The organism is Mesoflavibacter sp. SCSIO 43206 (genome assembly GCF_019904215.1).
Taxonomy (GTDB): Bacteria; Bacteroidota; Bacteroidia; order Flavobacteriales; family Flavobacteriaceae; genus Mesoflavibacter; species Mesoflavibacter zeaxanthinifaciens.
The window spans coordinates 849,945-874,315 of record NZ_CP063201.1; the positions used below are offsets into that span (position 1 = coordinate 849,945).

A 24,371-nucleotide genomic window follows, 5' to 3' on the forward strand; every position below is an offset into this window, starting at 1 on the left:
TTATAATTTTGATTTAAGTATAAAATCTTTAGTGATTTGATTTAAATAAGATTCTGTATTTGCTAAAGCATCTTCAAAGTTTTTTGCTTTATCAATTATGGATGCACTGTATTTTATACCTATATTTTGAAGTGCCTCTTGACTTAAATCTACACTACCACAAAATGTTGCAACTTTAATCCCTTGTGGTTTTGCAGATTTTAAAATACCATCTATTGCTTTACCAGAAAGTGTTTGACTATCTAGCTTGCCTTCTCCTGTAATAATCCAATCTGCGTTTTTTATTTTATTATCAAAATCGGCTATTTGTTTTACTAATTCTATTCCTGGTGATAGTATTCCGTTTAAAAAAGTAACGCAACCTGCACCCATTCCGCCAGCTGCTCCTGCTCCAGCAATGTCTTGAACATTTGTATTGAAATGAGCATCTAAAACTTTTGAAAAACTTTGAAGACCTTGATCTAAATATTCAATATCACTTTTTGAAGCACCTTTTTGTTTTGCGTAGACATGTGCTGCACCATTTGTACCGAAAAGCGGATTAGTGACATCGCATGCTATTTGTATGCTAACTGATTTTAATTGTGGATTTACATGCGTATCATCAATAGATTTAATATTAATTAGCTCTCTACCAATTGGCTTCACTTGGTTATTAGTTTCATCTAAAAAACGATATCCTAAAGCGGTTGCCATACCAATTCCGCAATCGTTCGTAGCACTTCCACCAATTCCTAAAATGATGTGTTTTGCACCTTTATTAATCGCATCGAGAATTAATTGTCCGGTACCAAAGGTTGTGGTATTCATACAATTTTGCTCTTCTGGTTTTAAAAGCTTTAAACCTGATGCTTCAGCCATTTCTATAAAAGCTGTTTTAGACTCTTCGGCGTATAAATAGTTTGCCTTTACCTTATTAAATACCGGATTATTAACTTCAACTTCTATGTTGTTTCCGTTAAGGTAATAATTAACAACTTCAATAGTACCATCGCCACCATCTGCTAAAGGCACGTTAATGACTTCTGCATTGACGATTTGCTTTAAAATTGGCGCTACGATGTTACAAAACTCTAAGCCTGATAATGAGCCTTTATACTTGTCTGGTGCTAATACAATTTTCATTTTTTAGCTTAAAATATTAGGTAAAAATGAACTTACTATAAGTATAAAAACAAAGAATGAAATTAGTATAATACTTTCCTTTTTAAATAAATCTTTAAAGCTAACTTTATAGTCCATATCTATTTGTTTTGCAGGTACTTTATGGGTTAATTTACTGACTAAAACAGCAACTAAAATTGCTATTATAAATCCTGTAAGATTGTACCAAATCCAAAAAATATCTGGCACATTATTATATCCTAAATCTGCCAATGCTAAATGAATAGAATCTTGACCCGAATAAAACTGACCTTGTGTAAAAAAGTAGATTAATTCTGGTAAGTATTTAAAAATAAGGTTTACTGCTACCGATGTTATAATGGCAGCATTCATACCTATATGATTAACTTTTTTTAAGAATATTGCAATAACAAAAGCAGCTAATATTGGCCCATAAAACAAGGATGTAATCGCATTAATAAGCTCTATAACTGTGCTTTGGCTATTACCAAAAAGATATGCTGCAAGTATACAAACTACACCCCAAAAAACAACAAGACCTTTAGATAACACCATATAGCGTTTTTCGGACAGTTTGATTTTTCCGCTATTAAAAAAATCTTCGATAGTTACAGCACTTAAAGAATTGATTGTAGAGCTTAACGAAGACATTGCTGCAGATAAGATACCAACCATTAAAATACCGATTAGTCCGTTTGGCAAATATTTGGTAATAAATACAGGCATCATTAAATCTGGTTTTATACCAGAAGCTGAATATTCAGCAGGATAATGTACTCGTGTTGTTTCTTGTATGCTTTGGTAAAACTCTGGAATATTACTAACTAAATAGCCAATAATCAATCCCATAATACAGTATACTAATACTACGGGAAATCTTAGCAGTCCATTAGCCATTAAAAGTTTTCTAATTGTACCTTCATCTTTTGCAGATAATAAGCGTTGTGCTTGGGTTTGATCTGTACCGTAGTATGATAAATACAAAAACAAACCACCTAAAAGCATTGGCCAAAAACCATATTCATCACCTTGGAAAATTCCTAAATTAGACAGGTCTATCACCTGTAATCTTTCGGTATTAAAACCTGTAAATGTTCCAGTATCTTCCATTAAGGAATAACCAACAATAAGGCAAATTATTAATCCTGAAAACAGAATTATCATTTGTATTGCGTCGCCCCAAACAACAGCTTTCATACCACCTTGATACGAATAGATAAGTGTTACAATACTTATAATAATTAACGTCCAATGAAAACTTATACCTACTACAGCTTGTATAATTAACGCCATAGTAAATACCATTACACCTGTTCCTAAAGCTCTACTAATTTGAAAAACAACACTTATTAATTTTCGAGTTGATTTAGAAAAACGACGTTCTAAATATTCATAAATACTAACAATCCCAGATTTGTATAAAGGCGGGATTATGAAAAACATAATACCAATCATAGCTAGAGGAACACCAAACTCAAAGGTTAACCATTTTAATCCTCCGTTAGCTTTTAAACCAACAAAAGCTGGTGCTGAAATAAAGCTAATGGCAGATAATTGGGTTGCCATAGTTGATAAACTTAGCGGAAACCAACCTAAGCTTTTTCCTCCTAAAAAATAATCTTTAGAATCTTTATTTTCTTTGAAGAAATAGCCCATAGCCACAAAACCTATGAGATAAACAATTATAATGGTGTAATCTAGCCAATTCATTTAGTTGCTTTTTAGTCTTTTAATAAATCTAGTAATAATGCTGCACTCCAAGAAAAGTTATTTCCTCCGTAACCAGCATGTTCTGTTACAGATTTTCTAGAATCGAAATATTCGTAAAAACCATATTTTTCGATTAGTGTTATAGAATCTTCTTTTACACGATTAGCAATATCTGTAAACCCATAATTATTTAGTCCGTTATAAAGCATCCAGTTGAGGTTTATCCAAATTGGTCCACGCCAATATTTTTTAGGGTTAAACCTATCACTTTCTGGGTCGAAAGATGCACAAAGATAACGGTCTTCTCCTCCAAACTTTTTTATTAACGTATTCACCATTACGTCAGCATGTTCTTTTGTTGGTATATTGGAAAATAAAGGTGCAAAAGATGAAGACGAAAGATGTTCTATCTGCTTTTCATTTCTTAAATCGTAGTGTACGTAACCTCCTAATTTTTCGTTATAAAGCTTTTCGTTAAATCTTGTTATTGCCTTTTCTTGCCAAGCTTTTAATGTACTTATTTTATCTTCGGAATCGCCAATCATTTCATACAATTCAATTAATGCTTCGTTAGATTTAATAAGCATAGCATTAAATAATGGGTCTTGCACTAAGAATGGTGATAGTTCTGCAATTTTTGCGTCATCGTAATTATGCGCTTTTGCAATTTCAATTAAATGAAGATAGTAATCATACTCTCTATTTGTTGGTCTTTGCGCTGCATCGACATGTGTGGTATCTCGTCTTTCAAACTTATAGTTTGGTGGATCCATAGTCTCCCAAATATCGTCCCAAATTGGTGAATTATCTGTACCAGATTCCCAATTATGATATATGAAGACCAATCCTTCTTGATTTGGGTCTCTGTGGTTGTAAAAATGTTGATGGTTAAAGAAAACTTTGTCTATGTTTTGCTTAATAAAATTTAGCATATCCTCTTTATCATCTACAATATCATAAATTTCTTTAAGTACAAATCCCAGTACTGGCGGTTGCGTCATACCAGTTGTTCTGTGACTTTTTGATGCTAATGGATGAAGTTTTGACAAGTGAAAATCTGGACCTGGAAAATAGGTATCACTATCGTTATGAAATACAATGTGAGGAATAAATCCGTTTTCCCATTGTGCGCTTAATAACGCTTCTATTTCTCGTTTTACTTTGTTACTATCGTAATGGGCAAATCCGATAGCTATGAAGCCTGAATCCCAATTCCATTGAAAAGGATATAAGCCTTCACAAGGTATTGTAAATCCTTTATCTTCATTAAAGTTAGCATCAAGAATATGCTTTGCTTTTTCTTGTAGGTTTTCTTTACTCATAGTTTGTTTTAATATAAAAATTGAAAAAAAAGCATCGACATTACAATAAATAATGCCAATGCTTTAAGACATAATTAAATAATTTTAGAAATTAAATGTAGTGGTAATAAATAATCGTCTTGGTAATATTGGTCTTCCGTAAAAGAAATCTCCGTCTCCAGATTGTCCTGCAATACCAGCTCTTGGGTTTCCTTCTGTTAGTCCAGTACTATCAAATAAGTTAAACACAGAGAACCCAACTCGTAAATTGCTATTATCTTTTGTTTTAAAAGTGTATCCTGCACCTAATCTTGCAATAGTAATAGCATCTAACTCTACGTTATTAGTATCGTCTGTAAATTTTGCTCCTGTATGGTTAAGTGAAAATAAAGCGTCAAACTGGCTATTGTCATAATTTAAAGCAAATGACCCTAAGAAGTTAGGTTGTCTTCCTATTTCGTTTCCTTCGTTAATTGTTGTGATACCACCATTAACTAAATCTTCTGTTTGATTTGTAGTAATTTCATGGTTTTGATAAGTTAATGTTGCTGATGCGGTAAACGCATCTGTTATTTTATAGTTACCAGTAGCTTCTAATCCTAATGTTTTTGTAGATTGTTCACTACGACCTTGGTCTACTAACTCTCCGTTAACAATTGCTTGATCAATTCTAATACGATCACTTAACCCAACATAATAAGCTGCTGCTGAACCTGAAAACTTAGATGTACCAAATTTTGCTCCTATTTCTCCTTGTAAAATAGTTTCAGCGTCATAATTTGTGTCTCTAATTCCTGGTGTTGGGGCAAAACCACGTTGTTGTGGAAAAAAGAATCCTCTTGAGAAGTTAGCGTATAAATTTGTAGATGCTGTTAACTTATATAAACCTGCAAGTGACACAGCCCAATCTGTTGCTTCAATTTCACCTGTTGTAAATGTACCGTCTGTATATCTTACGTTTTGAAGATCTGAAGTTAAATTAGCATCATCATAAACCTGAGTTTCTGCTAAATTTCCTCTTCTAAATGTTCCTTTTGTAGATTCTATTCTAAAACCAACATCAAAACGCCATTTATCAAAAACCATCTCGTCTGTAATGTAAAATGCTGTTCTACTTTGATTTAAAAAGTTATTGGTTGTCATACCAATTCTATTATACAATCCACCTTGAGAATATATAACATTATCTCCGCCAGCATTGGTATAGCTTAAATTTATAAGACGTGGATTATTATTAAATTCTGAAAGTACTCTATATTGATAATTAACATCTTCTGCTTCTGTGCGTGCCAAGAATGTACCTGCTGTATAAGTATGTTTACCATTATCTGATTTAAATACTAAATTGGCTTCTCCTGAATAATCTGTCATCGGTCTTAATCTATCAATGTGTAAATTTTCAATTACAAGATCATTACCATTAATTTGTTGTCCTGATCCGCCTAAATAATTTGCTGTATAATCAATATTATTTGGTGCTACAGCAGCTACATAGTCTGATAAAGCAATCGGGTTACCATAATTACCGTCACCTCCTACATATAAGGCAAAATTATGTTGATAGTTAGCGTATTTTACTTTAGACTTAAATTTTAAGTTATCCGTTAGATCATAATTAAAGTCTGCTAAAATATATCCACCTTTAGTGTAAACTCCATCTCCTATAGGACTATCATAATTTCCTCCTGGTGTTAAAAATGATGTGTTAGCTAATTCTCCTGTTAATAAAGATTGTACCTCATCACCATCATTACCATTTAATCTATCTCTTGATCCTCCTTGAAGTGGTAAGGGCATAAAAAATTGTGCGCGGTCATTTATAAATTGACCATGTACTGTAAAAAACCCTTTATCAAATTTTTGTTTAATGTTAGCTCTTAACTGAAAACCTCTAGTATCTAAACCTGTATCTATTGGACCTTCATCTTTTCTAACAAAACCAGTAACTGCGTAATAAGTATTAGAATCTTCTCCTCCTAATTGTCCTCCAGAGTAAAATTCTGTTTTTAATCTTCCATCTGTACCATACTCTAGATTAAGGATATTCTCATCATTTGAGTCACCTGTTTTACTAGTGTAATTTATAATACCTGCTACAGAACCAGCACCATATAAAACAGCTGCTCCACCTCTAACAAACTCTACACCTTTAAATCCTAAATCTGGTCTAGCGTAAACATCGTGTGCAGAAGAATTAAGACCGAACGTACTCATTAGCGGCATACCATCGTATTGTAATGGATTAAATACGTATTGTCCTCCTGATGGTAAACCTCTTACAAAAAGGTTTGTAGCTGTTTCTCCACCACCACCTTCAGCAGTAATACCAGGAATACTACGTAAAACATCTGCTTGACTATTTGCAGATAGCTTGGTAATATCCTTTTGTTTTACAGAACTAATAGACATTGGAGTCTCTTTTTGAGATCTAAAAGTAGAAGATGCAGTAAGCACTACTGTTTCTAAAGCATTTTCTCCTTCTTGTAAAACAACATTAATATTAACTTCTTTATTATTACAGTCAATAACTTGTTCATAGGTATTAAAACCAACGTAAGATACTTGCAAAGTCTGTTGGCCTGTCAAACTTGTAGTAAATGTAAAATTACCATCAAAATCTGTAACAGCTCCAAAGTCACTATTCTTGATAATAATGTTTGCTCCCATTACAGGTGTATTATTAGCATCCGAAACTTTTCCTTTAATAACAGTCTGAGAAAAGGCAGAAATAATACTAATCATCATTAAGGATGTAAGTAAAAATTTTTTCATGTTAGTTATATATTTTTTGTTAGTGTGGCTAAAATATTATCAAATAGTTAAATTTTTATCAAAAAAAATGATAGATTCGCACGCAAACGATTGCGGTAACGATTGCGTAAAAAACATGAAAAAAAAGATAATTACACTTAAAGACATAGCTAAACGTCTAAATATTTCTCCATCTACAGCTTCTAGAGCACTAAACGACCATCCTGACATAAGCACAGAAACAAAACAAAAAGTAAAAGATCTTGCTAGAAATTTAAATTATGTTCCTAATCTATTTGCTAAAGGATTTAGATCTCATAAAAGCAACATATTAGGTGTAATAGTACCTAACATTACACATTATTTTACAACTACATTAATTAGAGGAATTTTAGAAGAAGCAAATCTACAAGGTTATAAGGTTATTATCTCAGAATCTAATAATGACGTAAAAAAACAAACCGAAATGTTAAATACCATGTTACAATTTGGTATAGACGGCGTACTAATGTCAATCTCTAAAATGACAAAAGAGGTAGATGACATCCTTAAAGTATTAAACACAGTACCTCTTATTTTATTTGATAAAGCATCTAATAAAATACCATGTACACAAGTAGTTATTAATGAAGAAGAAGCTGCTTTTAATGCAGTTGAGCACTTAATTAACATCGGAAAAAAAAGAATTGCAATCATTAAAGAAACCGAATATTCTTTTACTTCTGAAAAAAGATATCACGGTTATTTAAGAGCTTTAAAAGAAAATAATATTCTATTAGATAGTAAAATAGTTTTAAGTGTAGAAGACATTTCTATGCATCAGGGAAAGAGAATGACCAATATATTGCTATCCTTAAAAGAAAGACCAGATGCCATTTTTGCCATAACAGATAGTGCTGCTATAGGTGTAATTAAAACTTTAAAGAAACTTAACATAAAAATTCCAGAGGACATTGCAGTAGTTGGATTTAGCAACTCTACAAATTCTCAAATAATAGAACCTAAACTAACTACAATAGATCAACCTGGACAAAAAATAGGATCTACAGCAGTAAAACAAATAGTTGAAGAAATAAACAGTACTAATCAAATTAATATTAATAAAACCATAGAAATAAAAACAAACTTAATTATTAGAGATTCTAGCTTTAAAATTTAAAAAACAAATGTTTACTTTTGGCTAATTAATTTATTTAAATGGATGTTTTAGATTCAATTTTATTAGGAATTATACAAGGTTTAACTGAGTTTTTACCAGTATCTTCTAGTGGTCATTTAGAACTTGGAAAAGCTATTTTGGGTGATAAAAGTATTCCTGAAGAAAGCTTATTATTTACCGTTGTACTTCATTTTGCTACTGCTTTAAGTACCATTGTTGTGTTTAGAAAAGACATTTGGTCTATTTTAAAAGGCATTTTAAAATTTGAATGGAACGAAGACTTACAATTTGCTTCAAAAATTGCAATATCTATGATTCCTGCAGTAATTGTAGGTCTATTTTTTGAAGAGCAATTAGAGCAACTCTTTGGAGGAAACATCTTATTGGTTGGTTTTATGTTATTAATTACAGCCATTCTTTTATTTTTTGCAGACAAAGCCAAAAACACGAATAAAAATGTATCGTTTAGTAATGCTTTTATCATTGGTGTTTCTCAAGCAATAGCAATGCTTCCAGGTATTTCTCGAAGTGGTGCAACAATTTCGACCTCTGTTTTGTTAGGTAATGATAAAACAAAAGCTGCGCGTTTTTCGTTTTTAATGGTTGTGCCTTTAATTTTTGGTAAAATTGCTAAAGATGTGTTAAGTGGAGATTTAAGTTTAGAATCTCAAAACTTCACCACATTATCTATTGGATTTATAGCTGCATTTATTTCTGGTCTTTTTGCTTGTACTTGGATGATACGTTTAGTCAAAAAAAGTAAACTATCTTACTTTGCTATCTACTGTGCTATTGTTGGATTAATTGCTATAACATATTCAATTTTAAATTAGGAAAAATGTCAGGAGAAGATTACAAAGCAGGACAAGTTTTATTAATAGATAAGCCTTTAAATTGGACGTCTTTTCAAGTTGTAAACAAACTACGTTGGGAAATAAGGCAAGCCTTTAACATAAAAAAAATTAAAGTTGGTCATGCTGGTACTTTAGATCCATTAGCAACTGGTCTATTAGTGATTTGTACCGGAAAAATGACTAAACAAATAAATACGTTTCAAGGTCAAATTAAAGAATATACTGGCACTTTTGTTTTAGGAAGCACAACTCCTTCTTTTGATTTAGAAACCGAAATTGACAACACCTATCCAACCGATCATATTACTGAAGCATTAATACACCAAACAACCAAACAATTTATTGGTGAAATTGATCAATATCCACCTGTATTTTCAGCCATCAAAAAAGACGGAAAGCGTCTTTATGAATTTGCTCGCGCTGGTGAAGACGTAGAAATTAAGTCTAGAAAAGTAACCATTGAAGCTTTTGAAATCACTAAAATTAACGGTTTAAACTTAGAGTTTAAAGTAGTTTGTAGCAAAGGTACTTACATTAGATCTTTGGCAAACGATTTTGGAAAAGCTTTAAATTCTGGCGCTCATCTTTCAGTATTACGACGTACAAAAATTGGCGATTTTGATGTAAAGAATGCACTTTCTATCGAAGAATTTATTAAAAATTTGCCAAAAAAGGAATAAAAAACGTCTTTTCAACGTAAAGCTGCGTATATAAATTACTAACAAATCAAGCTTAATTATTAATTTGTTTGCATGCAGTTTAACAATTCACATAAGGCATTAGTTATAACATTTTTAATTGTTGGCACATTGGCGCTTTCTATTTTTAATACAACTATTTTTAAGTTAGATAACGCGCAAGCTGAAACATTTTACGAAGTAGAAACTATTGAAGATATAAAAGAACAAATACCTGAAGTAGAATCACAAAACAAAAGTTCTAACACTACAAATAAAGCTTTTAATACAACCGAAAATTATAAACACTACGCACAAGCTTACAAACCTATAGCGCCACCAAAAGATTATAAAAACCCTAAACTAGAAACTTATAAAAATGAAGTAATTAAAGAGACTTCAACATCTAAAAGCAATGGTAATTCTTCAATTTCTGAAGAAACTATAACCAGTTTTAATAGTGTAAATAGTGTACTTTCTAAACGTAGCCAAAATCAAAGTGCAGCACAAAGCAATGTCGCAAATACCAACAGTAATGTCTATTATTCTTTAAAAGATCGTATAGATCAATATTTACCTGTACCTATTTATTTATGCGATGCAAGAGGAAAAATAGTAGTAAATATTACAGTAAATCATAACGGAAATGTAGTTAAAGTTAGCACCAATTCTGCATCAACTTCTAATAATGCTTGTTTAAAAGATTACGCTTTAAAGTATGCAAAAGAAGCTAGATTTAACAGCGCTAATAAAATTTCACAAATTGGTACTATTACTTTTGAATTTCAATAAAAGTTTTCGATACAATTTTCCGTGCCTCAAAATCACTCGAACTGACGTAATTAATATATTAATTCTATTAAATCTTTAATCACATTTTGTCCTTTATCTTTATTATACCAGCGTTGTAAATCTTCTTTAAATTCGGCAGTTAACGTACCGTTTTTCTTTTTAAAATCATTAACCAGCTTGGTAGCTTCTGTTGGTCTTGGACCATAACTATTTAAAACTGTTTTTGTTGTATTATCAAACTGAATAAGTTTAGGTATTGATTTACCTCCGTTAGTTAAGAACAAATCCATTAATTGCTCATTTTCATCACGCAAAACCAACTGCAAATTTATACCAGAATTTAACTCGGCAACTTTATTAATTACAGGTATTACATGTGCTGCATCGCCACACCAACTTTCGGTAAGAACAATCCATGTTTGATTTACTGTTGCATTTTTAATAGTTATTTTATCGGCTTCACTAATTTTTATCGTTTTATCCCAGCGCTTCATACGTCTATCGTTAAGCGCAGTATAATTAATTAATGCTTCAGACTGATTAGTACCTGTAGTAGCATTCTCTTCTACTAACCTGCTTAATAAAGTTCTATAATCTTGATAAGAAAGACTTTTTTTTAAGCTCTCTTCTATAACATTTGCTAAGTCTAATTGTGTTGTTTCCATAGTCTAAAATTACAGCAACTTTTAGGATAATTTAGTAACTGTTGTTACATTAGTAGTATATTTTTAAAAACCTTACAATGACAAAACACAGATGTGGTTGGTGCGTTGGTGATGCCCTATACGAAGCTTATCATGACCAAGAATGGGGAAAACCTATTTATGATGACGACACGATTTTTGAGTTTTTAATTCTTGAAACGTTTCAAGCAGGATTGAGTTGGATTACTGTGTTACGTAAACGCGAAAATTTTAGAGTTGCTTTTAATGACTTTGACTATAAAAAAATAGCAAATTATAATGAAACGAAACTTGAAGAATTAATGCAAAATGAAGGTATTATACGAAATAGACTAAAGATTAAAGCTACAGTTACAAATGCGCAAGCCTTTATGAAAGTGCAAGAAGAGTTTGGAACGTTTAGTAAATACATTTGGGCTTTTGTTGATGGTAAACCTATAAAAAACAAAGTGAAAAATTATAAAGAAGCTCCAGCAAATACACCAATAAGTGATGCTTTAAGTAAAGATTTAAAAAAACGCGGTTTTAAATTTGTAGGCAGTACTGTTATATATGCACATATGCAAGCAACTGGTATGGTTAACGATCATGAGATTGATTGTTTTAGGTATAATGAAGTGTAGTTTATGATTGAAATAGTTGGAATTATATTCTACTTTTTAATTAATATAATTGGAGCAATTATAAGATGGACCGTTGGAAGCAGCATTAGGTTTCTTTTTAAAATGAATACTTATAACTTTAAAAACTACTTTTCTGGATCAAAAAGTTTTTATGACAATGAGAAGACACAATTTTACAATGTGATTTTAGGGTTAATTTTTACAATAATATTTTTTGCCACAATAACTTAAAACTTATAAATACTTTAAAAACTCATCTCTAGGTATATCTTCTGCACCCAAACTTTCTAGGTGATTAGTATAAACTTGACAATCTATTAATTTGTAATTACTATTTTGAATAAAAGAGATAAAACCAGCTTTACTAGCATTACTAACTTTGGTAAACATACTTTCGCCACAAAACACACCATTATTTAAATCGACACCATATAAGCCAGCAACTAATTTTTGGTCTTGCCAAACCTCAACAGATTTAGCAAAACCTAGTTGATGTAATGCGTTATAAGCCTCTACCATTCCGTTGGTAATCCAAGTGCTATCTTGACCAGATCGTTTTGCTTTAGCACATTCGGTAATAACCGCATTAAAATCTTTATTTACGGTCACTTCAAAATCACAATTACGCAACACTTGTTTCATGCTTTTAGATACTTTTAATTTTGAAGGGAATAGCACAAATCGAGGATCTGGTGACCACCATAAAATAGTATTATCATCTTCAAACCAAGGAAAAATTCCGTTTTGGTAAGCTGCTAAAAGTCGTTCTGGACTTAAATCACCACCAAAAGCTAAAAGACCATCATCTGTTGCTTGAGATACTGGAGGGAAAAAGTGATGTTTATTTAAAAATTTCAATACAATTATTTTTAATCAAAATAAATATTTAAAATGAATTTGACAAAAAACCCTCAAAACCAAATAGGTTTTGAGGGTTTTTATTTCCGCGAAAGCGAAATATTATTTAGAACGGTAAATCGTCGTGCTCTTCTTCGTTTACATTATTTGCTGGTTCAAATGCTTGTGCTGGTGGCACTTCTGGCATACCTTGTGGTGCACCTGCTTGAACAGCTTCTATACGCCAACCTTGAATAGAGTTGAAATATTTTGTTTCACCTTGTGGATTTACCCATTCTCTACCACGTAAGTTAATGTTAACTTTTACATCTTGTCCTACTTGGTAGTTGTTTAATAAATCTGTTTTATCTTGAACAAACTCTATCATGATATGTTGTGGGTACTGCTCTTCAGTAGTTACTACTATTTCTCTTTTTCTAAACCCATTACTTCCAAAAGTCTGTGTTTCTCCAATTAATTTTACTTTTCCTTGTACTTCCATTTCTCTCTATAATTATTAAATATTCGTCTAAATTTAAATTGCTATTTTACAATAATAGCATTTTCCAAGCACTTTCTACATCATTATAACTTAAAAAATCTTGTGCTTTTTTGTGTTTTTCTTCGAGATTTATTTTTGATAAATCATGTTTTTGTTTAAATGCTAATATAGCATCTTCTGTTGGTAATGTTTCTACATTTGCTAATAAACCTAAATCGTTACCTGTTAATATGTTACTGTTTTTTACATGTTCTGGTAAAGCGTCTACACCAATACCTAAGGTTCTTAAAGGTTTTGGTATTTCAAAAAAACCAGATTTTGCTCTGCTATAAAAACTACCTCCTGCTCTTGATACTAAGTCTAATTTTACTTGATCGATAGCTCCATTTTCATCTAAAACCTCATCATTAATATGCATTTTAACTACTTCGCATATTACTAAATTACCTGCACCACCTTCTGTACCTAGCTTAACAACTTCATTAACCTTACACTCCATTTGTATTGGGCTTTCTGCTACTCTAAAAGGTTTAACAATGTCCGATTTTAGCATGGTTAACCCTGCTTTTTCAAACTCATTTACACCTTCAGGATACTCTGTACTACTTAATGACATTTGTTGTACAATATCATAATTTACCACATTAATTACGACTTCATTTGTAACTTCTACATTTTCTAAAGTATGTTTTGTGGTATTGCCTCTAACACGTCTTGCAGGAGAAAATATTAATATTGGTGGATTTGCACTAAATACATTAAAAAAACTAAACGGAGATAGGTTTGGTCTTCCATCTTTATCTACTGTACTTGCAAACGCGATTGGTCTTGGTGCCACAGCGCTAAGTAGGTAACTGTGTAGTTTTGGTGTTTCTAAATCCTTTGGCAAAAATGATAACATACTACTTGTTTATTTTGTACAAAAGTACATAATCTGGCACGCAACTAAAAGCAATTTAATAGGTAACTCTCACAATATTATTAACAGAATTGCATTATATTAACAACAAAAATTAACCATCATGTTTTTTACTAAACATCGTCAGCTAGTACGTTGGATTATTATTATTGCGTCTTTTGGAATTATCTCTTTGATTTTGTGGAATACATACGTGTTCTTTCAGAAATTTAAAGAAGAAGAGCGCAAAAAAATGGAGATTTGGTCTTTTGCTCAACAAGACATTATCCAGAACATGGATTTAAATGGAGATATTGGCAATTTACCACTAAAAATTTTAGAAAGTAATAACACTACTCCAATGATTAAAGTTAACGAAGATGGAACGATGGACTTTAATAACATAGATGAAAAGGAAACAGAAAACGAAACTTACCTTAAATCTTTAATAGAACAATTTAAAGGAGAAAATAAGCCCATCGAAATTAAATACAAAGACAAAGTTTTATCTACGCTTTACTACGGAAATTCCCCTTTATTAAACAAACTTAAATACTATCCATTAGCGCTACTACTAATCATTTTATTATTTGGTGCAGTTGTTTACTTTTTTTATAAAAGTTCTAAAAACGCAACCGAAAACAAACTATGGTCCGGTATGGCAAAAGAAACAGCTCATCAAATTGGTACTCCACTATCTTCTTTAATTGGTTGGACAGAAATTTTAAAGACCGAAAATACCAATCCAGAATATATTAAAGAGATTGAAAAGGATATAAATAGACTACAAACTATTACCGAACGTTTTAGTAAAATAGGCTCTTTACCAACCTTAGAACAATTGGATATTGTTAAAGAAACTAAAGAAGCTTATGGTTATTTAAAGTCTAGATCTTCAAAATTAATTAACTTTAGTATTGATGCTCCAGACACACCAATTTATGTAAATTTAAACAGACAATTATACGGTTGGAGCATTGAAAACTTGGTTAAAAACGCGATAGATGCTATGAAAGGAAAAGGTAATCTAAAGGTACAAATTACACCACATCAAAAATATGTAGATATTACAGTTAGCGATACTGGCAAAGGTATCTCTAAAAAAGAATTTAAAACTATCTTTGAGCCAGGTTACACCACAAAAAAACGTGGTTGGGGATTGGGATTATCTTTAACAAAACGTATTGTTGAAGATTTTCATGACGGAAAAATAAAAGTACAATTATCAGAAATTGGTGTTGGAACAACCATGTTAATTTCTCTAAAAACAGTTTAATTATGCGTAAAAGTTATGTTACAATAAAACAAGTAGTTTTAAAAAATAACTGTCCAGAATGTTATAATAACTCTGGATTGCAACTTACTTTTAAACAAGAGTTTTTAGAAACATCTTTACACAAAACTTTAACCCAAAAAATAAGTCATAGTTTATATTGTAACACATGTGAGACAGAAATTTTCCCTGTACAATGGACTGACGATATTGAGCGTGTATATGAGTATCAATTAAAAGCATTTACGCCAAAAAAAAGCTACTTAAAACTAAAACCATTTGCATTGATTTTAATAATAGTAGCTATAGTTTTAATTGCTGCTTTAGTTACGTTTTTAATCAGCTTTTATAAGTAAGATTGTATTGCTTTTGCAGTTGCTTCGAAATCTTCTTTAGTTAGTGATTCTTTACTAATAAAGCGCGCATCTTCCATAGTGTTTAAGGGAATTAAATGTACGTGTACATGTGGTACTTCTAGACCAATTACGCTTACACCAACACGCTTACATGGTATTGCTTGTTCTATAGCTATAGCAACTTTTCTAGAAAATTGCATTAAGCCTGTATATGTAGCTTCATCTAAATCAAAGATCTTATCAACTTCTTTTTTGGGTATACAAAGTGTGTGTCCTTTAGCATTAGGATTGATATCTAAAAAAGCGAAAAAATCTTCCGTTTCAGCAATTTTGTAGCACGGTATTTCACCATTTATAATTTTTGTAAATATTGAAGCCATATTGATTAATTTATGATTTAAATATAAAAAAGATTCCTGCCAAACTGAAAACATATTTCAGAATACACAGGAATTTTGTTTTTAATTTCCGCGAAAGCGAAATATTATTTATCTAGAAATTTCGATAATATCAAATTTCATAATACCACTTGGCACTTGTATTTCGGCAACTTCACCAACAGATTTACCTAGCAATCCTTTACCAATTGGACTATTTACAGAGATTTTTCCTGATGCTAAATCTGCTTCACCATCTGCTACTAGCGTATAAACCATTTCCATACCATTGGTTTGGTTTTTAATTTTTACTTTAGATAACACCAATGCTTTTGATGTGTCTAATTGAGACTCGTCTATTAAACGTGCTCCTGCTAAAGCTTCTTCTAATTTAGAAATACGCATCTCTAACATACCTTGCGCTTCTTTAGCGGCGTCATACTCTGCATTTTCACTTAAATCTCCTTTATCTCTTGCTTCGGCAATTGCTTTAGATGCTTTTACGCGTTCTACATCTTTAAGTTGCTTAAGCTCATCTCTTAGTTTTTTTAAACCTTCTGCTGTATAATAAGATACTTTACTCATAGTTATTTCGTTTTAAATAAAAAGACGCTGAAAAAAATTTCAGCGTAAAACGCAAAAATCTCGCATGCACGAGATTTTGTTAAGCAAATATACAAAATATTTATTTTACGCTACTTATTGTTGTAAATTTGTGTAGAATTTAGACTTTTATTTTAGAATATGAAAATCAAATTATTAGCACTTGTATCGCTTATTATTATTAGTGTTTCTTGTCAAAAAGATGATGATAATAACAACAATAATTATATCCCTAATATTGTTTTTGACACTCAAAACTCTATAGATACATCTTTACCTCAATACAACGATTTACAGTTTGCTGGAAACCACTTGGTTTTAAACGCTTTTGGTTATAATGCCATTGTTATTTATAATGTTGGTAATGGCAATTATGTTTCTTTTGAATTAACAGATCCAAACCATGCGCCTTCTGATTGTTCTAGATTAAGTGTTGAAGGTATTACTGCAACTTGTAATTGTGAGGATGGCAATAGTTACAATATTGTAACTGGTGCTCCTTTTGATGGTACTGACGGTAATTTTAGTTTAAAACCTTATTTTGTAGAAGTAAATGGTAGTGTAATACGCGTTTACAACAATTAAAAAAACTTATTGAAAAATAAAAAAGCACCTTAAAAAAAGGTGCTTTTTTTTGTAATTAATTACATATTAAAATTTTAAAGTCATTCCTAACAAAAAGTTTATTGTTGCTTGTGGATAGTATCCTGCATAATCTAAAGTTGTTGTTTGACCAGGTACTGACCAAGTATCATCATATGTACCGTAATATCCATTTGAAACATACTTTTTATTAAACACATTATTTACTAACCCAGAAAATACTATAGACTTAAATAGTTTATTTGGTTTAATTTGATAATTAACGTTTAAATCATTTACAAAATAGCTATCTAACTTAGAGTTTTCACTATCAATATTACCCATATATTGTTCACCAACAAATTTACTTAAAAATGAAATTTGTAAATTTTTAGTAGGCATAAAATTAATAGCGTTACCAATAACTAACTCTGGAGAAAAAGAGATATTTGTATCGCCAAGATTTACAAATTCTCCATCTAATGATGTTGTAAAATCTTGATTTTTATTTTGGCTTACTGCTACGTTTAAAGACGTACTAAACTTACTATTAAAAGCAATGTTAGCATCAATCTCTAATCCTAATCTATAACTTTCTCCACTAGTAGCTCTTATAGGACTACCAACATCGTCTAATTCGCCCGTTAGTACTAACTGGTTTTGATAAAACATATAATATAAGTTAGTATTTACATTAACTTTATTATTTGCATAACGCCAACCTAACTCTATATCATTTAAAGTTTCGTTTTCTGTTACACCAGCTTTAAAGTCGTCACGATTTGGCTCGCGGTTAGCTCTTGCATAAGATACGTAGTAGCTATTTTTTTCTGAAGATTTATAAGTTAATCCTAATTTAGGATTGAAAAAACTAAAATCTGCATCGGTAACAAATTCATTTAAATCTGAATTTATACCATTGGTTTTATAGCTTACAAAGCGTCCTTGTAAATCTACAAATCCTGTAAATTTTGGTGCTAGTTTAAATGTAGCTTTAGAGAATACACTAAAGTCGTTTTTTGTAGCATCACCATCATAGTAACGATCTCTAATTTGTGTGTTTGGTGCTAAATCGCTTCCCCAAATTACTTCACCAAAATGGTCATTTGTAAAACTGCTATATGAGATACCAGAGATAACCTCTAAAGCATCTTTTTTGTAAACTACGTTGGCATTAAGCACATAAAAATCGCTATCTAACCAACGACGTACAATTACATCTGAGTCGTCTTCTATTAAATTAGAAAAATCTGCTGCAGCTTCTTCTTCTTTATATTGCTCAAAGTATCCTTTCCCTTTTGTATAGTTTAATCCTAGGTTTGTTGACCAATTATTATTGTAGCGTTGGTTCCAGTGTAATTGATAATGATCTTGCCAGTAATTATCTGTTTCGTTATCATAAGTATATGGATTTTGACGACGATCTTCTTCTAATTCTTCTTTAGTTAAACCATACCATGCTTGATAAGTTCTTTCTACATTACCAAAAGTTAAGGCTTTAATTAACGTATTTTCATCTTTATAAATTCCTTGTAAAAAGTAAGATTTTAAATCGGTAAAAGCTCTATCTATATATCCATCTGAATCTATTTTTGATAACCTTCCTGAGAATTCAAAATGATCATTTAATAATCCTGTACTTAATTTTACTGTATGTTTTCTTGTATTGAAACTACCAAAACTGTTTGAAATTTCGGCAGAAGCTTCTTCAGAAAACACATCGGTTAACAAGTTTAGACTTGCTCCAAACGCTCCAGAACCATTGGTAGATGTACCAACACCACGTTGTAACTGAATGCTTTCTGTTGATGATGCTATATCACCTAAATTAACCCAAAAAGTACCTTGACTTTCTGGATCATTATAAGGTATACCGTTAATAGTTACATTAACACGTGTTGCATCTGTACCACGTACTCTAATACCAGTATATCCTATACCTGCTCCAGCATCACTTGTAGTAACAACAGACGGTAAATAATTAAGTAATATAGGTACATCTTGACCCAAGTTACGCTTTTCGATTTCTGCTTTAGAAACATTACTGTGCGTGATTGGTGAGTCTGCATCTACACGTACTGCTTTTACTAAAACTTCGTCTAATTTTTGAATTTTTGTAGTGTCTTGCTGTTTGTCTTCTTGAGCATTAACACTGACTGATAACACTAAAAGTGTTAAAAAAAGAAATAAATTTTTCATTACGATTATGAAATTTATAATCGAATAAAAAGAGGTAATTATTCTTTACTATTAATAATTAATTTGTTGAATGTTAATCATACGTTTTTACTTGTAAGATTGTCCATTCTTTGTCCCTAAACAGCATTACCTGTTCTAGGTTCGTTGGGTATGATCTCAGCCTGTATGATTTAAGTTTGACTAGTATATCTTAAATCAAAAAAGCACCCCTTTTTTGAGAACGGCGCAAAGATAAATAGGTTTTTTGAAATAAAAATAAGAATTCTGACTTTTATAGAATTAATTTAAAAATAGCCGAAAATAAAATTACTCTTTTTTACAATAACATTAAACTAATCAATGTTAGGTTTACGCCTACTTGCTTTCTTTTCGGATTGTATTTTTTTATTTTTTAGTCGCTTTTTAATAACTGATTTTGGCACTTTTGTAGGTTTTCTTTCTGCTTTAACCTCTAGTGCTGCTTCTAAAATCGAAAATGCTCTACTTATAGCAATTCGTTTATTTTTAAGTTGGCTTCGTGTTTCTCCAGATTTCAGAATTAACACTTGATCTTTTGTTAACCTGTTATAAAGCTTTTCTATTATTAATTTTTTTTGGTGTTGATTTAAGACTGAAGATTCTGAAACGGAAAAACTTAATTCGATTTTTGTAGCAACTTTATTTACATGTTGCCCACCACTACCTGAGCTACGAATGGCTTTAAAATTAAATTCTTTTTCTAATTCTTGATAAAGTAACATTAGTCTACTTGATGAGATGATTTAAGCAAATCGTTTACCGTTTTTACTGGGTTAAATGTTGCTAATGGTACTTCTACAAAAATAGTATTCCAGTTAGACATACTTCCATTCCATAATCCAGGTAATTCTAATGCTTTTATACTTTTACCGTTAATGGTTTTTTCTGTTATAAAAGCGGCTTTTGGATCTAAAAATTTTTGTAAATCATAGACTTCTCCTTTATAATTTTTAATACTACAAACTATATCTACAGGATTGAAATGAGTTGCTTTTTTAAGTATTTTTTTCTGTGACTTTGCTTTTGTATCTATTTGAGCTGTTTCGACAATTTGAAGCGAAATATTAGCAGCTTCATCTTTTACCCAAAATGGTCCTCCACCAGGTTCTCCTTCATTTTTTACCATACCGCAAACTCTAATTGGACGGTTTAGTTTTTTCTGTAAATATTCTACTTGATATTTTTTAGCGTATTTTTCAAATTCTTGAGAAATTACTACGTTAAGTTTATTTTGTAAGAACGTTGCAATCTCTATTAACTCTTCTTCGGTTAGATCTTTTTCGTCTAATGCTTTGGCATAATCAAACGCTTTACTTTTTACATCTAACAACAATCCTGCAAGGACTTTTTTATGTTTCCAAACTTGTTCTTTGCTTTTAGGAACCACGACATTATCAATATTTTTTATAAAAATAACATCTGCATTTAAATCGTTTAAGTTGTTTAACAAAGCGCCATGACCAGATGGTCTAAAGTATAACTCTTTAGATTTTGTTCTTACAATCTCGTCTTTACTATTTACTGCAATGGTGTCTGTTGATTGCTTTTGAAAAGAAAATGAAATATCAAATTTGGTTTCTGTGTTTTGTTCTACTTTATCCTTAATCTTTTCAAACTCTGCTTCAAAAAGTTCTAGATGCTTGTCTGAAATTGTTAAATGTACTTTTGCTTTTTTATTTGATGATGCATATAACGCTGCTTCGTATAAATGTTCTTCAAAAGCAGTTGCAATATGATCTTTGTATTTATGAAATGGTAATAATCCTTTTGGGTAAAAGCTATAATTAAGCTGATTTTCTTCTAATAAAGCTTTTACAAACTCGATACGTTGTTCTTCTAAAGTTAATTTTGAATAATGCGGTTTTGTGTTTTTTAAATGCTGAATGACATCGTTGTAAAACGGTAATTTTTCTAGACCTATAAAAAATAACGAAATATCTAATGCTTTTTTTCGGTTAATGTATGCATTAATACTCTCGTCATTAGATTGGTATGATTGTAAAAATTGAAATAAGAATTTAAACATACGTGTTGCTGCGCCAGATGCAGGAACAAACTTAATTACATCAATATTATCTTTAGAAGCATCATATAACGAGATTAATTGTTCTTTTTCTGTATCGTTTAAATTTAAAATACCATCTCCTACAGTTGCTGCACGTTTTAAATTTATATAAGGTAAACCTGTTTTAAAAGTTTCTAATTGTTGCTTTAGCTTTTTTACAGTAATTCCTTTTTTATCTAATAACTCTTGGTCTTTAGGGCTTAACTTCATTTTTCTTTGCTAATAATTGATTAATGTGCTTGGTGGCTAATGCTAAACGTGTTTGCTTATCGCCTTTTAATAAAACATATGGTTTGTTATATTTTATTAAAGCTGCTTCAAACGCTTCAAACATTTCTTGCCTTTCTTCTGGTTTATCTCTTAAATCATCTGCTTCCCAAGGTGTATCAATATACGTTAAAAAGTATAAATCGTAGGTGTTTTTTAAGGCATATTTTTCTAATAATGGATCACATGTCCCAGAATAATACTCTTCTGAATACACTTTAGTTTCTAGTAAATCTGTATCACAAATTAAAACTGAATCTGTTTTTTGGGCTAATGTGTTTTCTAATTGCATTTGACCAATAGCTATTGGCAAAAGGTCTTTAGGCTCGCAAGTTTTACGCTCGTTATTCCATTTATTTTGTAGATATTCGCGTGCATATTCTGGTACCCAAACCGAATTATAATATCGTGCTAACTGAATAGATAGTGTTGTTTTACCAGTGCTTTCTGGTCCAAAAAGCACAACTTTTATACAGTTACTTAGTTGTTGTTTAAGAGCTTCTTCCATGCTAAATATCCATAAATTGCTATTACCGTAAACCCTAAATATTGAAAACTGGTAAACGTAAATCCTTTATAGAAATATAAAGGTACAGAAATGATATCGCCTATAATCCAAAAAATCCAATTTTCAATTTTTCGTTTTGCCATTAACCACATTCCAACAAAGAAAATTGCAGTAGTTAATGCATCTACATAAGCAACCCAACTTGTCCATTTATCAAAGGTTTTATAAACAGCAAAAACAAAAATTAAAGTTGCTATAAATATAGCAACACTAGCTTGTTTTTCTTTAGTGGTTGTTGTAGAAATTGGCGTTACATGAGTTTGATCTACCTTTTTGGTCCAAAAATACCATCCATAAACACTCATAATAAAATAATAAGCGTTAATCATCATATCACCTAAAAGTTCCCATTTAAGCAATAGATACACAAAAATTATTGTGCTAATCATACCTGTTGGAAATACAAGAACTTTATTTTGTTTAGAATACCAAACAGATAAAAAGCCAAAGATTACTGCAATAATTTCTAAAACAACATCTATGGTATTATAAGTTGCATATTGACCAAAAAAGAAATCAAAAATGTGGTTCATAATCGCTTCTGTTAGTTTTTACAACCTTCATAGTTAACACACTAATATCTGCATTTTCAAAAGACGTTTTGATAGCTTGATTTAAAAATGGCATTAGCTTATCAAAGTCGCCAAATATTTGTGTGCTTAAAGGGTTTTCAAGTACTTTAAATTCAGAATTCCTTAGTGTTTTTATAAAGTCTATAATGTGTGCCTCATAATCGTTTTGCAACGGTGACAAGGTTAAATCTACTGATATTTGCATATTATTGTTTTAATTGTTCAAAAAACTGTTGGTCTTCTTCAAAAGCAGTACCAATAACTACCATATCTGCACCTGCAATAAAAGCGTTTTCTATTTGTGTTTTTGTTCTAATACCGCCACCAACAATTAACGGAATATCTATTTTATTTTTTACTGAAGAAATTACCTCAGCCGGCACTTCATAAGTAGCGCCGCTACCAGCTTCTAAATAAATCAACTTTTTACCTAGTAATTCTCCTGCTTTTGCTGTGTTTGTTATAACATCTACGTCTGTTCTATTTAGAGGCAACGTATTTGTAACGCGTTGTACAGCTGTTGTTTTACCAGATTCTATTAAAATATATCCTGTTGAAATAACTTCTAATTGTGTTTTTTCTAATAATGGTACAGCTTGCACTTGCTTATCTATTAAATAGTCTGGATTACGACCAGAAAGTAAAGACAGAAACAAAATAGCATCTGCATCTTTTGAGATTTGAGTCACATCACCAGGAAACAAAACTATAGGCAAATCGGTTAGCATTTTTATAACCTCAACTAATTGTTGGGTTACGTTTTGCCCGACTTCACTACCGCCGATAAAAACATGTGTTATTAGAGATTTATTGACTTTATCTATAAATTGCAATGCATTTTTAAGCTGAAACTTATCAGGATCTATTAAGACTGCTAATAGTTTATTTCCGTCGTTTTTAGCTTGTAATATATGGTTATAAATATTCATTATTCAATAACGTATGCGCAAGTAAATCCTTCAAATTCTAAGAAGTGCGAGTTGTATCTTTTTTTAAGTCCATTGTAATCAATCCAACACACCGTTTCTTCATCTTCAATAGAAAAAGGAATAACTAAAAAATGTTCTCTAAACAACATTCCTGGCGTTGCAAATAATTTATATAAAGATTCCTTTATGCCCCAAATTACGGTTAGTTTATTAATATAATCTTCAGCTTCAGTATCTAAATACTCAAACTCATATTCGACAAATTTCTTAGCTATTTTCGTAATTTTTTCGCGCTGCATTTCTATATCTATACCAACTTCATTATCACTAATAATAACTCCAGAGAATGTAAAACTGTGCGTGATAGAAATATGCTTACCGTCTTTTAAATGTGGTTTACCATTTTCATCATAATACAAATCTTGATCGGTATAACCAAACTCTCGTAACAAGTGTCTAACACTTAAAAAACCTCGTTGATGTAACTCGCTTTTCATTCCTAAAACTCTGGTTAAACTTTCTGGTTTTAAGTCTAAAGGCGATAGTAAATCGTCATAAGATTCTTCAATTTTCCAAATTTTAACAGTAGTTTGGCTATTAGGAGTAATGGATTTGTAAAGAGGCATTTAATATTCTAAATGTTATTAGTT

At 31.0% G+C, this 24,371-nt stretch carries 26 protein-coding genes; 8 read left to right on the top strand and 18 right to left on the bottom strand.

Annotated features, from left to right (window positions below; all coding sequences use genetic code 11):
- From INR78_RS04160 to INR78_RS04175, 4 genes are all read right to left on the bottom strand, one after another.
- Window positions 1-1,125: a glycerate kinase gene (locus INR78_RS04160; protein ID WP_223077589.1), complete on the bottom strand. Its 1,125-nt coding sequence runs from the start codon at window positions 1,123-1,125 to the stop codon at window positions 1-3.
- 3 nt (window positions 1,126-1,128) lie between these two features.
- The gene (locus INR78_RS04165) at window positions 1,129-2,835 is read right to left on the bottom strand and encodes a sodium/solute symporter (protein WP_223077590.1); all 1,707 of its coding nucleotides are present in this window, start codon (window positions 2,833-2,835) and stop codon (window positions 1,129-1,131) included.
- An 11-nt stretch (window positions 2,836-2,846) separates the two neighbouring features.
- Window positions 2,847-4,157 (bottom strand): trehalase family glycosidase, encoded by a 1,311-nt coding sequence (locus INR78_RS04170; RefSeq protein WP_223077591.1) that lies wholly within the window; start codon window positions 4,155-4,157, stop codon window positions 2,847-2,849.
- A gap of 84 nt (window positions 4,158-4,241) precedes the next feature.
- Window positions 4,242-6,908 carry a TonB-dependent siderophore receptor gene (locus INR78_RS04175; RefSeq protein WP_223077592.1) on the bottom strand — a complete coding sequence of 889 codons (2,667 nt, stop codon included), beginning with the start codon at window positions 6,906-6,908 and terminating at the stop codon, window positions 4,242-4,244.
- A 115-nt stretch (window positions 6,909-7,023) separates the two neighbouring features.
- Here INR78_RS04175 and INR78_RS04180 point away from each other — a divergent pair, with 115 nt between their 5' ends.
- The 4 genes from INR78_RS04180 (at window position 7,024) to INR78_RS04195 (ending at window position 10,369) form a co-directional block, all read left to right on the top strand.
- Complete coding sequence (locus INR78_RS04180; protein WP_223077593.1) at window positions 7,024-8,046, top strand: LacI family DNA-binding transcriptional regulator; 1,023 nt, start codon at window positions 7,024-7,026, stop codon at window positions 8,044-8,046.
- Between the two features lie 38 nt (window positions 8,047-8,084).
- The gene (locus INR78_RS04185) at window positions 8,085-8,879 is read left to right on the top strand and encodes an undecaprenyl-diphosphate phosphatase (RefSeq protein WP_223077594.1); all 795 of its coding nucleotides are present in this window, start codon (window positions 8,085-8,087) and stop codon (window positions 8,877-8,879) included.
- Between the two features lie 5 nt (window positions 8,880-8,884).
- Window positions 8,885-9,580, top strand: a complete 696-nt coding sequence (gene truB, locus INR78_RS04190) for a tRNA pseudouridine(55) synthase TruB (protein WP_223077595.1) — start codon at window positions 8,885-8,887, stop codon at window positions 9,578-9,580.
- 72 nt (window positions 9,581-9,652) lie between these two features.
- Window positions 9,653-10,369, top strand: a complete 717-nt coding sequence (locus tag INR78_RS04195) for a hypothetical protein (protein WP_223077596.1) — start codon at window positions 9,653-9,655, stop codon at window positions 10,367-10,369.
- Between the two features lie 50 nt (window positions 10,370-10,419).
- Here the strand turns inward: INR78_RS04195 and INR78_RS04200 are convergent, their stop codons facing one another.
- Window positions 10,420-11,034 (bottom strand): thioredoxin family protein, encoded by a 615-nt coding sequence (locus INR78_RS04200; protein ID WP_223077597.1) that lies wholly within the window; start codon window positions 11,032-11,034, stop codon window positions 10,420-10,422.
- A gap of 77 nt (window positions 11,035-11,111) precedes the next feature.
- On the opposite strand from INR78_RS04200, the gene INR78_RS04205 reads away from it, so the two are divergent.
- Window positions 11,112-11,675, top strand: a complete 564-nt coding sequence (locus INR78_RS04205) for a DNA-3-methyladenine glycosylase I (RefSeq protein ID WP_223077598.1) — start codon at window positions 11,112-11,114, stop codon at window positions 11,673-11,675.
- A 234-nt stretch (window positions 11,676-11,909) separates the two neighbouring features.
- Here INR78_RS04205 and aat read toward each other — a convergent pair whose 3' ends face one another.
- From aat to INR78_RS04220, 3 genes are all read right to left on the bottom strand, one after another.
- Window positions 11,910-12,533 (bottom strand): leucyl/phenylalanyl-tRNA--protein transferase, encoded by a 624-nt coding sequence (gene aat / locus INR78_RS04210; RefSeq protein ID WP_223077599.1) that lies wholly within the window; start codon window positions 12,531-12,533, stop codon window positions 11,910-11,912.
- 106 nt (window positions 12,534-12,639) lie between these two features.
- Window positions 12,640-13,014, bottom strand: coding sequence for a DUF3127 domain-containing protein (locus INR78_RS04215; protein WP_223077600.1), 375 nt, complete (start codon window positions 13,012-13,014; stop codon window positions 12,640-12,642).
- 46 nt (window positions 13,015-13,060) lie between these two features.
- Entirely contained in the window at window positions 13,061-13,915 is an 855-nt protein-coding gene (locus tag INR78_RS04220; RefSeq protein ID WP_223077601.1) for a flavin reductase family protein, read from the bottom strand.
- A gap of 121 nt (window positions 13,916-14,036) precedes the next feature.
- On the opposite strand from INR78_RS04220, the gene INR78_RS04225 reads away from it, so the two are divergent.
- The gene (locus INR78_RS04225; protein WP_223077602.1) at window positions 14,037-15,188 is read left to right on the top strand and encodes a HAMP domain-containing sensor histidine kinase; all 1,152 of its coding nucleotides are present in this window, start codon (window positions 14,037-14,039) and stop codon (window positions 15,186-15,188) included.
- Between the two features lie 2 nt (window positions 15,189-15,190).
- The gene (locus INR78_RS04230; protein ID WP_223077603.1) at window positions 15,191-15,541 is read left to right on the top strand and encodes a hypothetical protein; all 351 of its coding nucleotides are present in this window, start codon (window positions 15,191-15,193) and stop codon (window positions 15,539-15,541) included.
- Here INR78_RS04230 and INR78_RS04235 read toward each other — a convergent pair.
- Together INR78_RS04235 and greA are read right to left on the bottom strand one after the other, a co-directional pair.
- On the bottom strand, window positions 15,532-15,921 hold the full coding sequence (locus INR78_RS04235) for an HIT family protein (protein WP_223077604.1): 390 nt from the start codon (window positions 15,919-15,921) through the stop codon (window positions 15,532-15,534). The genes INR78_RS04230 and INR78_RS04235 overlap by 10 nt on opposite strands.
- Window positions 15,922-16,029: 108 nt before the next feature.
- Window positions 16,030-16,503, bottom strand: a complete 474-nt coding sequence (gene greA / locus INR78_RS04240; protein ID WP_027880851.1) for a transcription elongation factor GreA — start codon at window positions 16,501-16,503, stop codon at window positions 16,030-16,032.
- A 159-nt stretch (window positions 16,504-16,662) separates the two neighbouring features.
- Between greA and INR78_RS04245 the strand changes: the two genes are divergently transcribed.
- Window positions 16,663-17,106, top strand: a complete 444-nt coding sequence (locus INR78_RS04245) for a hypothetical protein (RefSeq protein WP_223077605.1) — start codon at window positions 16,663-16,665, stop codon at window positions 17,104-17,106.
- A 66-nt stretch (window positions 17,107-17,172) separates the two neighbouring features.
- On the opposite strand, the gene INR78_RS04250 is transcribed toward INR78_RS04245, so the two are convergent.
- The 8 genes from INR78_RS04250 to INR78_RS04285 all read right to left on the bottom strand — a co-directional run bounded on the left by INR78_RS04250 (window position 17,173) and on the right by INR78_RS04285 (window position 24,347).
- A complete protein-coding gene (locus INR78_RS04250; RefSeq protein WP_223077606.1) occupies window positions 17,173-19,302 on the bottom strand; it encodes a TonB-dependent receptor in 2,130 nt (709 codons plus the stop codon).
- Between the two features lie 332 nt (window positions 19,303-19,634).
- Window positions 19,635-20,042, bottom strand: coding sequence for an alternative ribosome rescue aminoacyl-tRNA hydrolase ArfB (arfB, locus tag INR78_RS04255; RefSeq protein WP_223077607.1), 408 nt, complete (start codon window positions 20,040-20,042; stop codon window positions 19,635-19,637).
- Window positions 20,042-21,595 carry a DUF4301 family protein gene (locus INR78_RS04260; protein WP_223077608.1) on the bottom strand — a complete coding sequence of 518 codons (1,554 nt, stop codon included), beginning with the start codon at window positions 21,593-21,595 and terminating at the stop codon, window positions 20,042-20,044. The genes arfB and INR78_RS04260 overlap by 1 nt, the downstream gene beginning before the upstream one ends.
- Window positions 21,579-22,160 (bottom strand): AAA family ATPase, encoded by a 582-nt coding sequence (locus INR78_RS04265; RefSeq protein ID WP_223077609.1) that lies wholly within the window; start codon window positions 22,158-22,160, stop codon window positions 21,579-21,581. The genes INR78_RS04260 and INR78_RS04265 overlap by 17 nt, the downstream gene beginning before the upstream one ends.
- Entirely contained in the window at window positions 22,133-22,753 is a 621-nt protein-coding gene (gene pnuC / locus INR78_RS04270; protein WP_223077610.1) for a nicotinamide riboside transporter PnuC, read from the bottom strand. The genes INR78_RS04265 and pnuC overlap by 28 nt, the downstream gene beginning before the upstream one ends.
- Entirely contained in the window at window positions 22,737-22,997 is a 261-nt protein-coding gene (locus tag INR78_RS04275; RefSeq protein WP_106679713.1) for a thiamine-binding protein, read from the bottom strand. Before INR78_RS04275 ends, pnuC begins: the two co-directional genes overlap by 17 nt.
- A 1-nt stretch (window position 22,998) precedes the next feature.
- Complete coding sequence (locus INR78_RS04280; protein WP_370632512.1) at window positions 22,999-23,721, bottom strand: geranylgeranylglyceryl/heptaprenylglyceryl phosphate synthase; 723 nt, start codon at window positions 23,719-23,721, stop codon at window positions 22,999-23,001.
- Window positions 23,721-24,347, bottom strand: coding sequence for a 4'-phosphopantetheinyl transferase superfamily protein (locus INR78_RS04285; RefSeq protein WP_223077611.1), 627 nt, complete (start codon window positions 24,345-24,347; stop codon window positions 23,721-23,723). The genes INR78_RS04280 and INR78_RS04285 overlap by 1 nt, the downstream gene beginning before the upstream one ends.
- Window positions 24,348-24,371: the final 24 nt, after the last annotated feature.

Bases quoted from the DNA above. Each gene is read 5' to 3' on its own strand.
- INR78_RS04160 (WP_223077589.1), bottom strand. From the start codon at position 1,125: ATGAAAATTGTATTAGCACCAGACAAGTATAAAGGCTCATTATCAGGC.
- INR78_RS04165 (WP_223077590.1), bottom strand. From the start codon at position 2,835: ATGAATTGGCTAGATTACACCATTATAATTGTTTATCTCATAGGTTTT.
- INR78_RS04170 (WP_223077591.1), bottom strand. From the start codon at position 4,157: ATGAGTAAAGAAAACCTACAAGAAAAAGCAAAGCATATTCTTGATGCT.
- INR78_RS04175 (WP_223077592.1), bottom strand. From the start codon at position 6,908: ATGAAAAAATTTTTACTTACATCCTTAATGATGATTAGTATTATTTCT.
- INR78_RS04180 (WP_223077593.1), top strand. From the start codon at position 7,024: ATGAAAAAAAAGATAATTACACTTAAAGACATAGCTAAACGTCTAAAT.
- INR78_RS04185 (WP_223077594.1), top strand. From the start codon at position 8,085: ATGGATGTTTTAGATTCAATTTTATTAGGAATTATACAAGGTTTAACT.
- truB (WP_223077595.1), top strand. From the start codon at position 8,885: ATGTCAGGAGAAGATTACAAAGCAGGACAAGTTTTATTAATAGATAAG.
- INR78_RS04195 (WP_223077596.1), top strand. From the start codon at position 9,653: ATGCAGTTTAACAATTCACATAAGGCATTAGTTATAACATTTTTAATT.
- INR78_RS04200 (WP_223077597.1), bottom strand. From the start codon at position 11,034: ATGGAAACAACACAATTAGACTTAGCAAATGTTATAGAAGAGAGCTTA.
- INR78_RS04205 (WP_223077598.1), top strand. From the start codon at position 11,112: ATGACAAAACACAGATGTGGTTGGTGCGTTGGTGATGCCCTATACGAA.
- INR78_RS04215 (WP_223077600.1), bottom strand. From the start codon at position 13,014: ATGGAAGTACAAGGAAAAGTAAAATTAATTGGAGAAACACAGACTTTT.
- INR78_RS04220 (WP_223077601.1), bottom strand. From the start codon at position 13,915: ATGTTATCATTTTTGCCAAAGGATTTAGAAACACCAAAACTACACAGT.
- INR78_RS04225 (WP_223077602.1), top strand. From the start codon at position 14,037: ATGTTTTTTACTAAACATCGTCAGCTAGTACGTTGGATTATTATTATT.
- INR78_RS04230 (WP_223077603.1), top strand. From the start codon at position 15,191: ATGCGTAAAAGTTATGTTACAATAAAACAAGTAGTTTTAAAAAATAAC.
- INR78_RS04235 (WP_223077604.1), bottom strand. From the start codon at position 15,921: ATGGCTTCAATATTTACAAAAATTATAAATGGTGAAATACCGTGCTAC.
- greA (WP_027880851.1), bottom strand. From the start codon at position 16,503: ATGAGTAAAGTATCTTATTATACAGCAGAAGGTTTAAAAAAACTAAGA.
- INR78_RS04245 (WP_223077605.1), top strand. From the start codon at position 16,663: ATGAAAATCAAATTATTAGCACTTGTATCGCTTATTATTATTAGTGTT.
- INR78_RS04250 (WP_223077606.1), bottom strand. From the start codon at position 19,302: ATGAAAAATTTATTTCTTTTTTTAACACTTTTAGTGTTATCAGTCAGT.
- arfB (WP_223077607.1), bottom strand. From the start codon at position 20,042: ATGTTACTTTATCAAGAATTAGAAAAAGAATTTAATTTTAAAGCCATT.
- INR78_RS04260 (WP_223077608.1), bottom strand. From the start codon at position 21,595: ATGAAGTTAAGCCCTAAAGACCAAGAGTTATTAGATAAAAAAGGAATT.
- INR78_RS04265 (WP_223077609.1), bottom strand. From the start codon at position 22,160: ATGGAAGAAGCTCTTAAACAACAACTAAGTAACTGTATAAAAGTTGTG.
- pnuC (WP_223077610.1), bottom strand. From the start codon at position 22,753: ATGAACCACATTTTTGATTTCTTTTTTGGTCAATATGCAACTTATAAT.
- INR78_RS04275 (WP_106679713.1), bottom strand. From the start codon at position 22,997: ATGCAAATATCAGTAGATTTAACCTTGTCACCGTTGCAAAACGATTAT.
- INR78_RS04280 (WP_370632512.1), bottom strand. From the start codon at position 23,721: ATGAATATTTATAACCATATATTACAAGCTAAAAACGACGGAAATAAA.
- INR78_RS04285 (WP_223077611.1), bottom strand. From the start codon at position 24,347: ATGCCTCTTTACAAATCCATTACTCCTAATAGCCAAACTACTGTTAAA.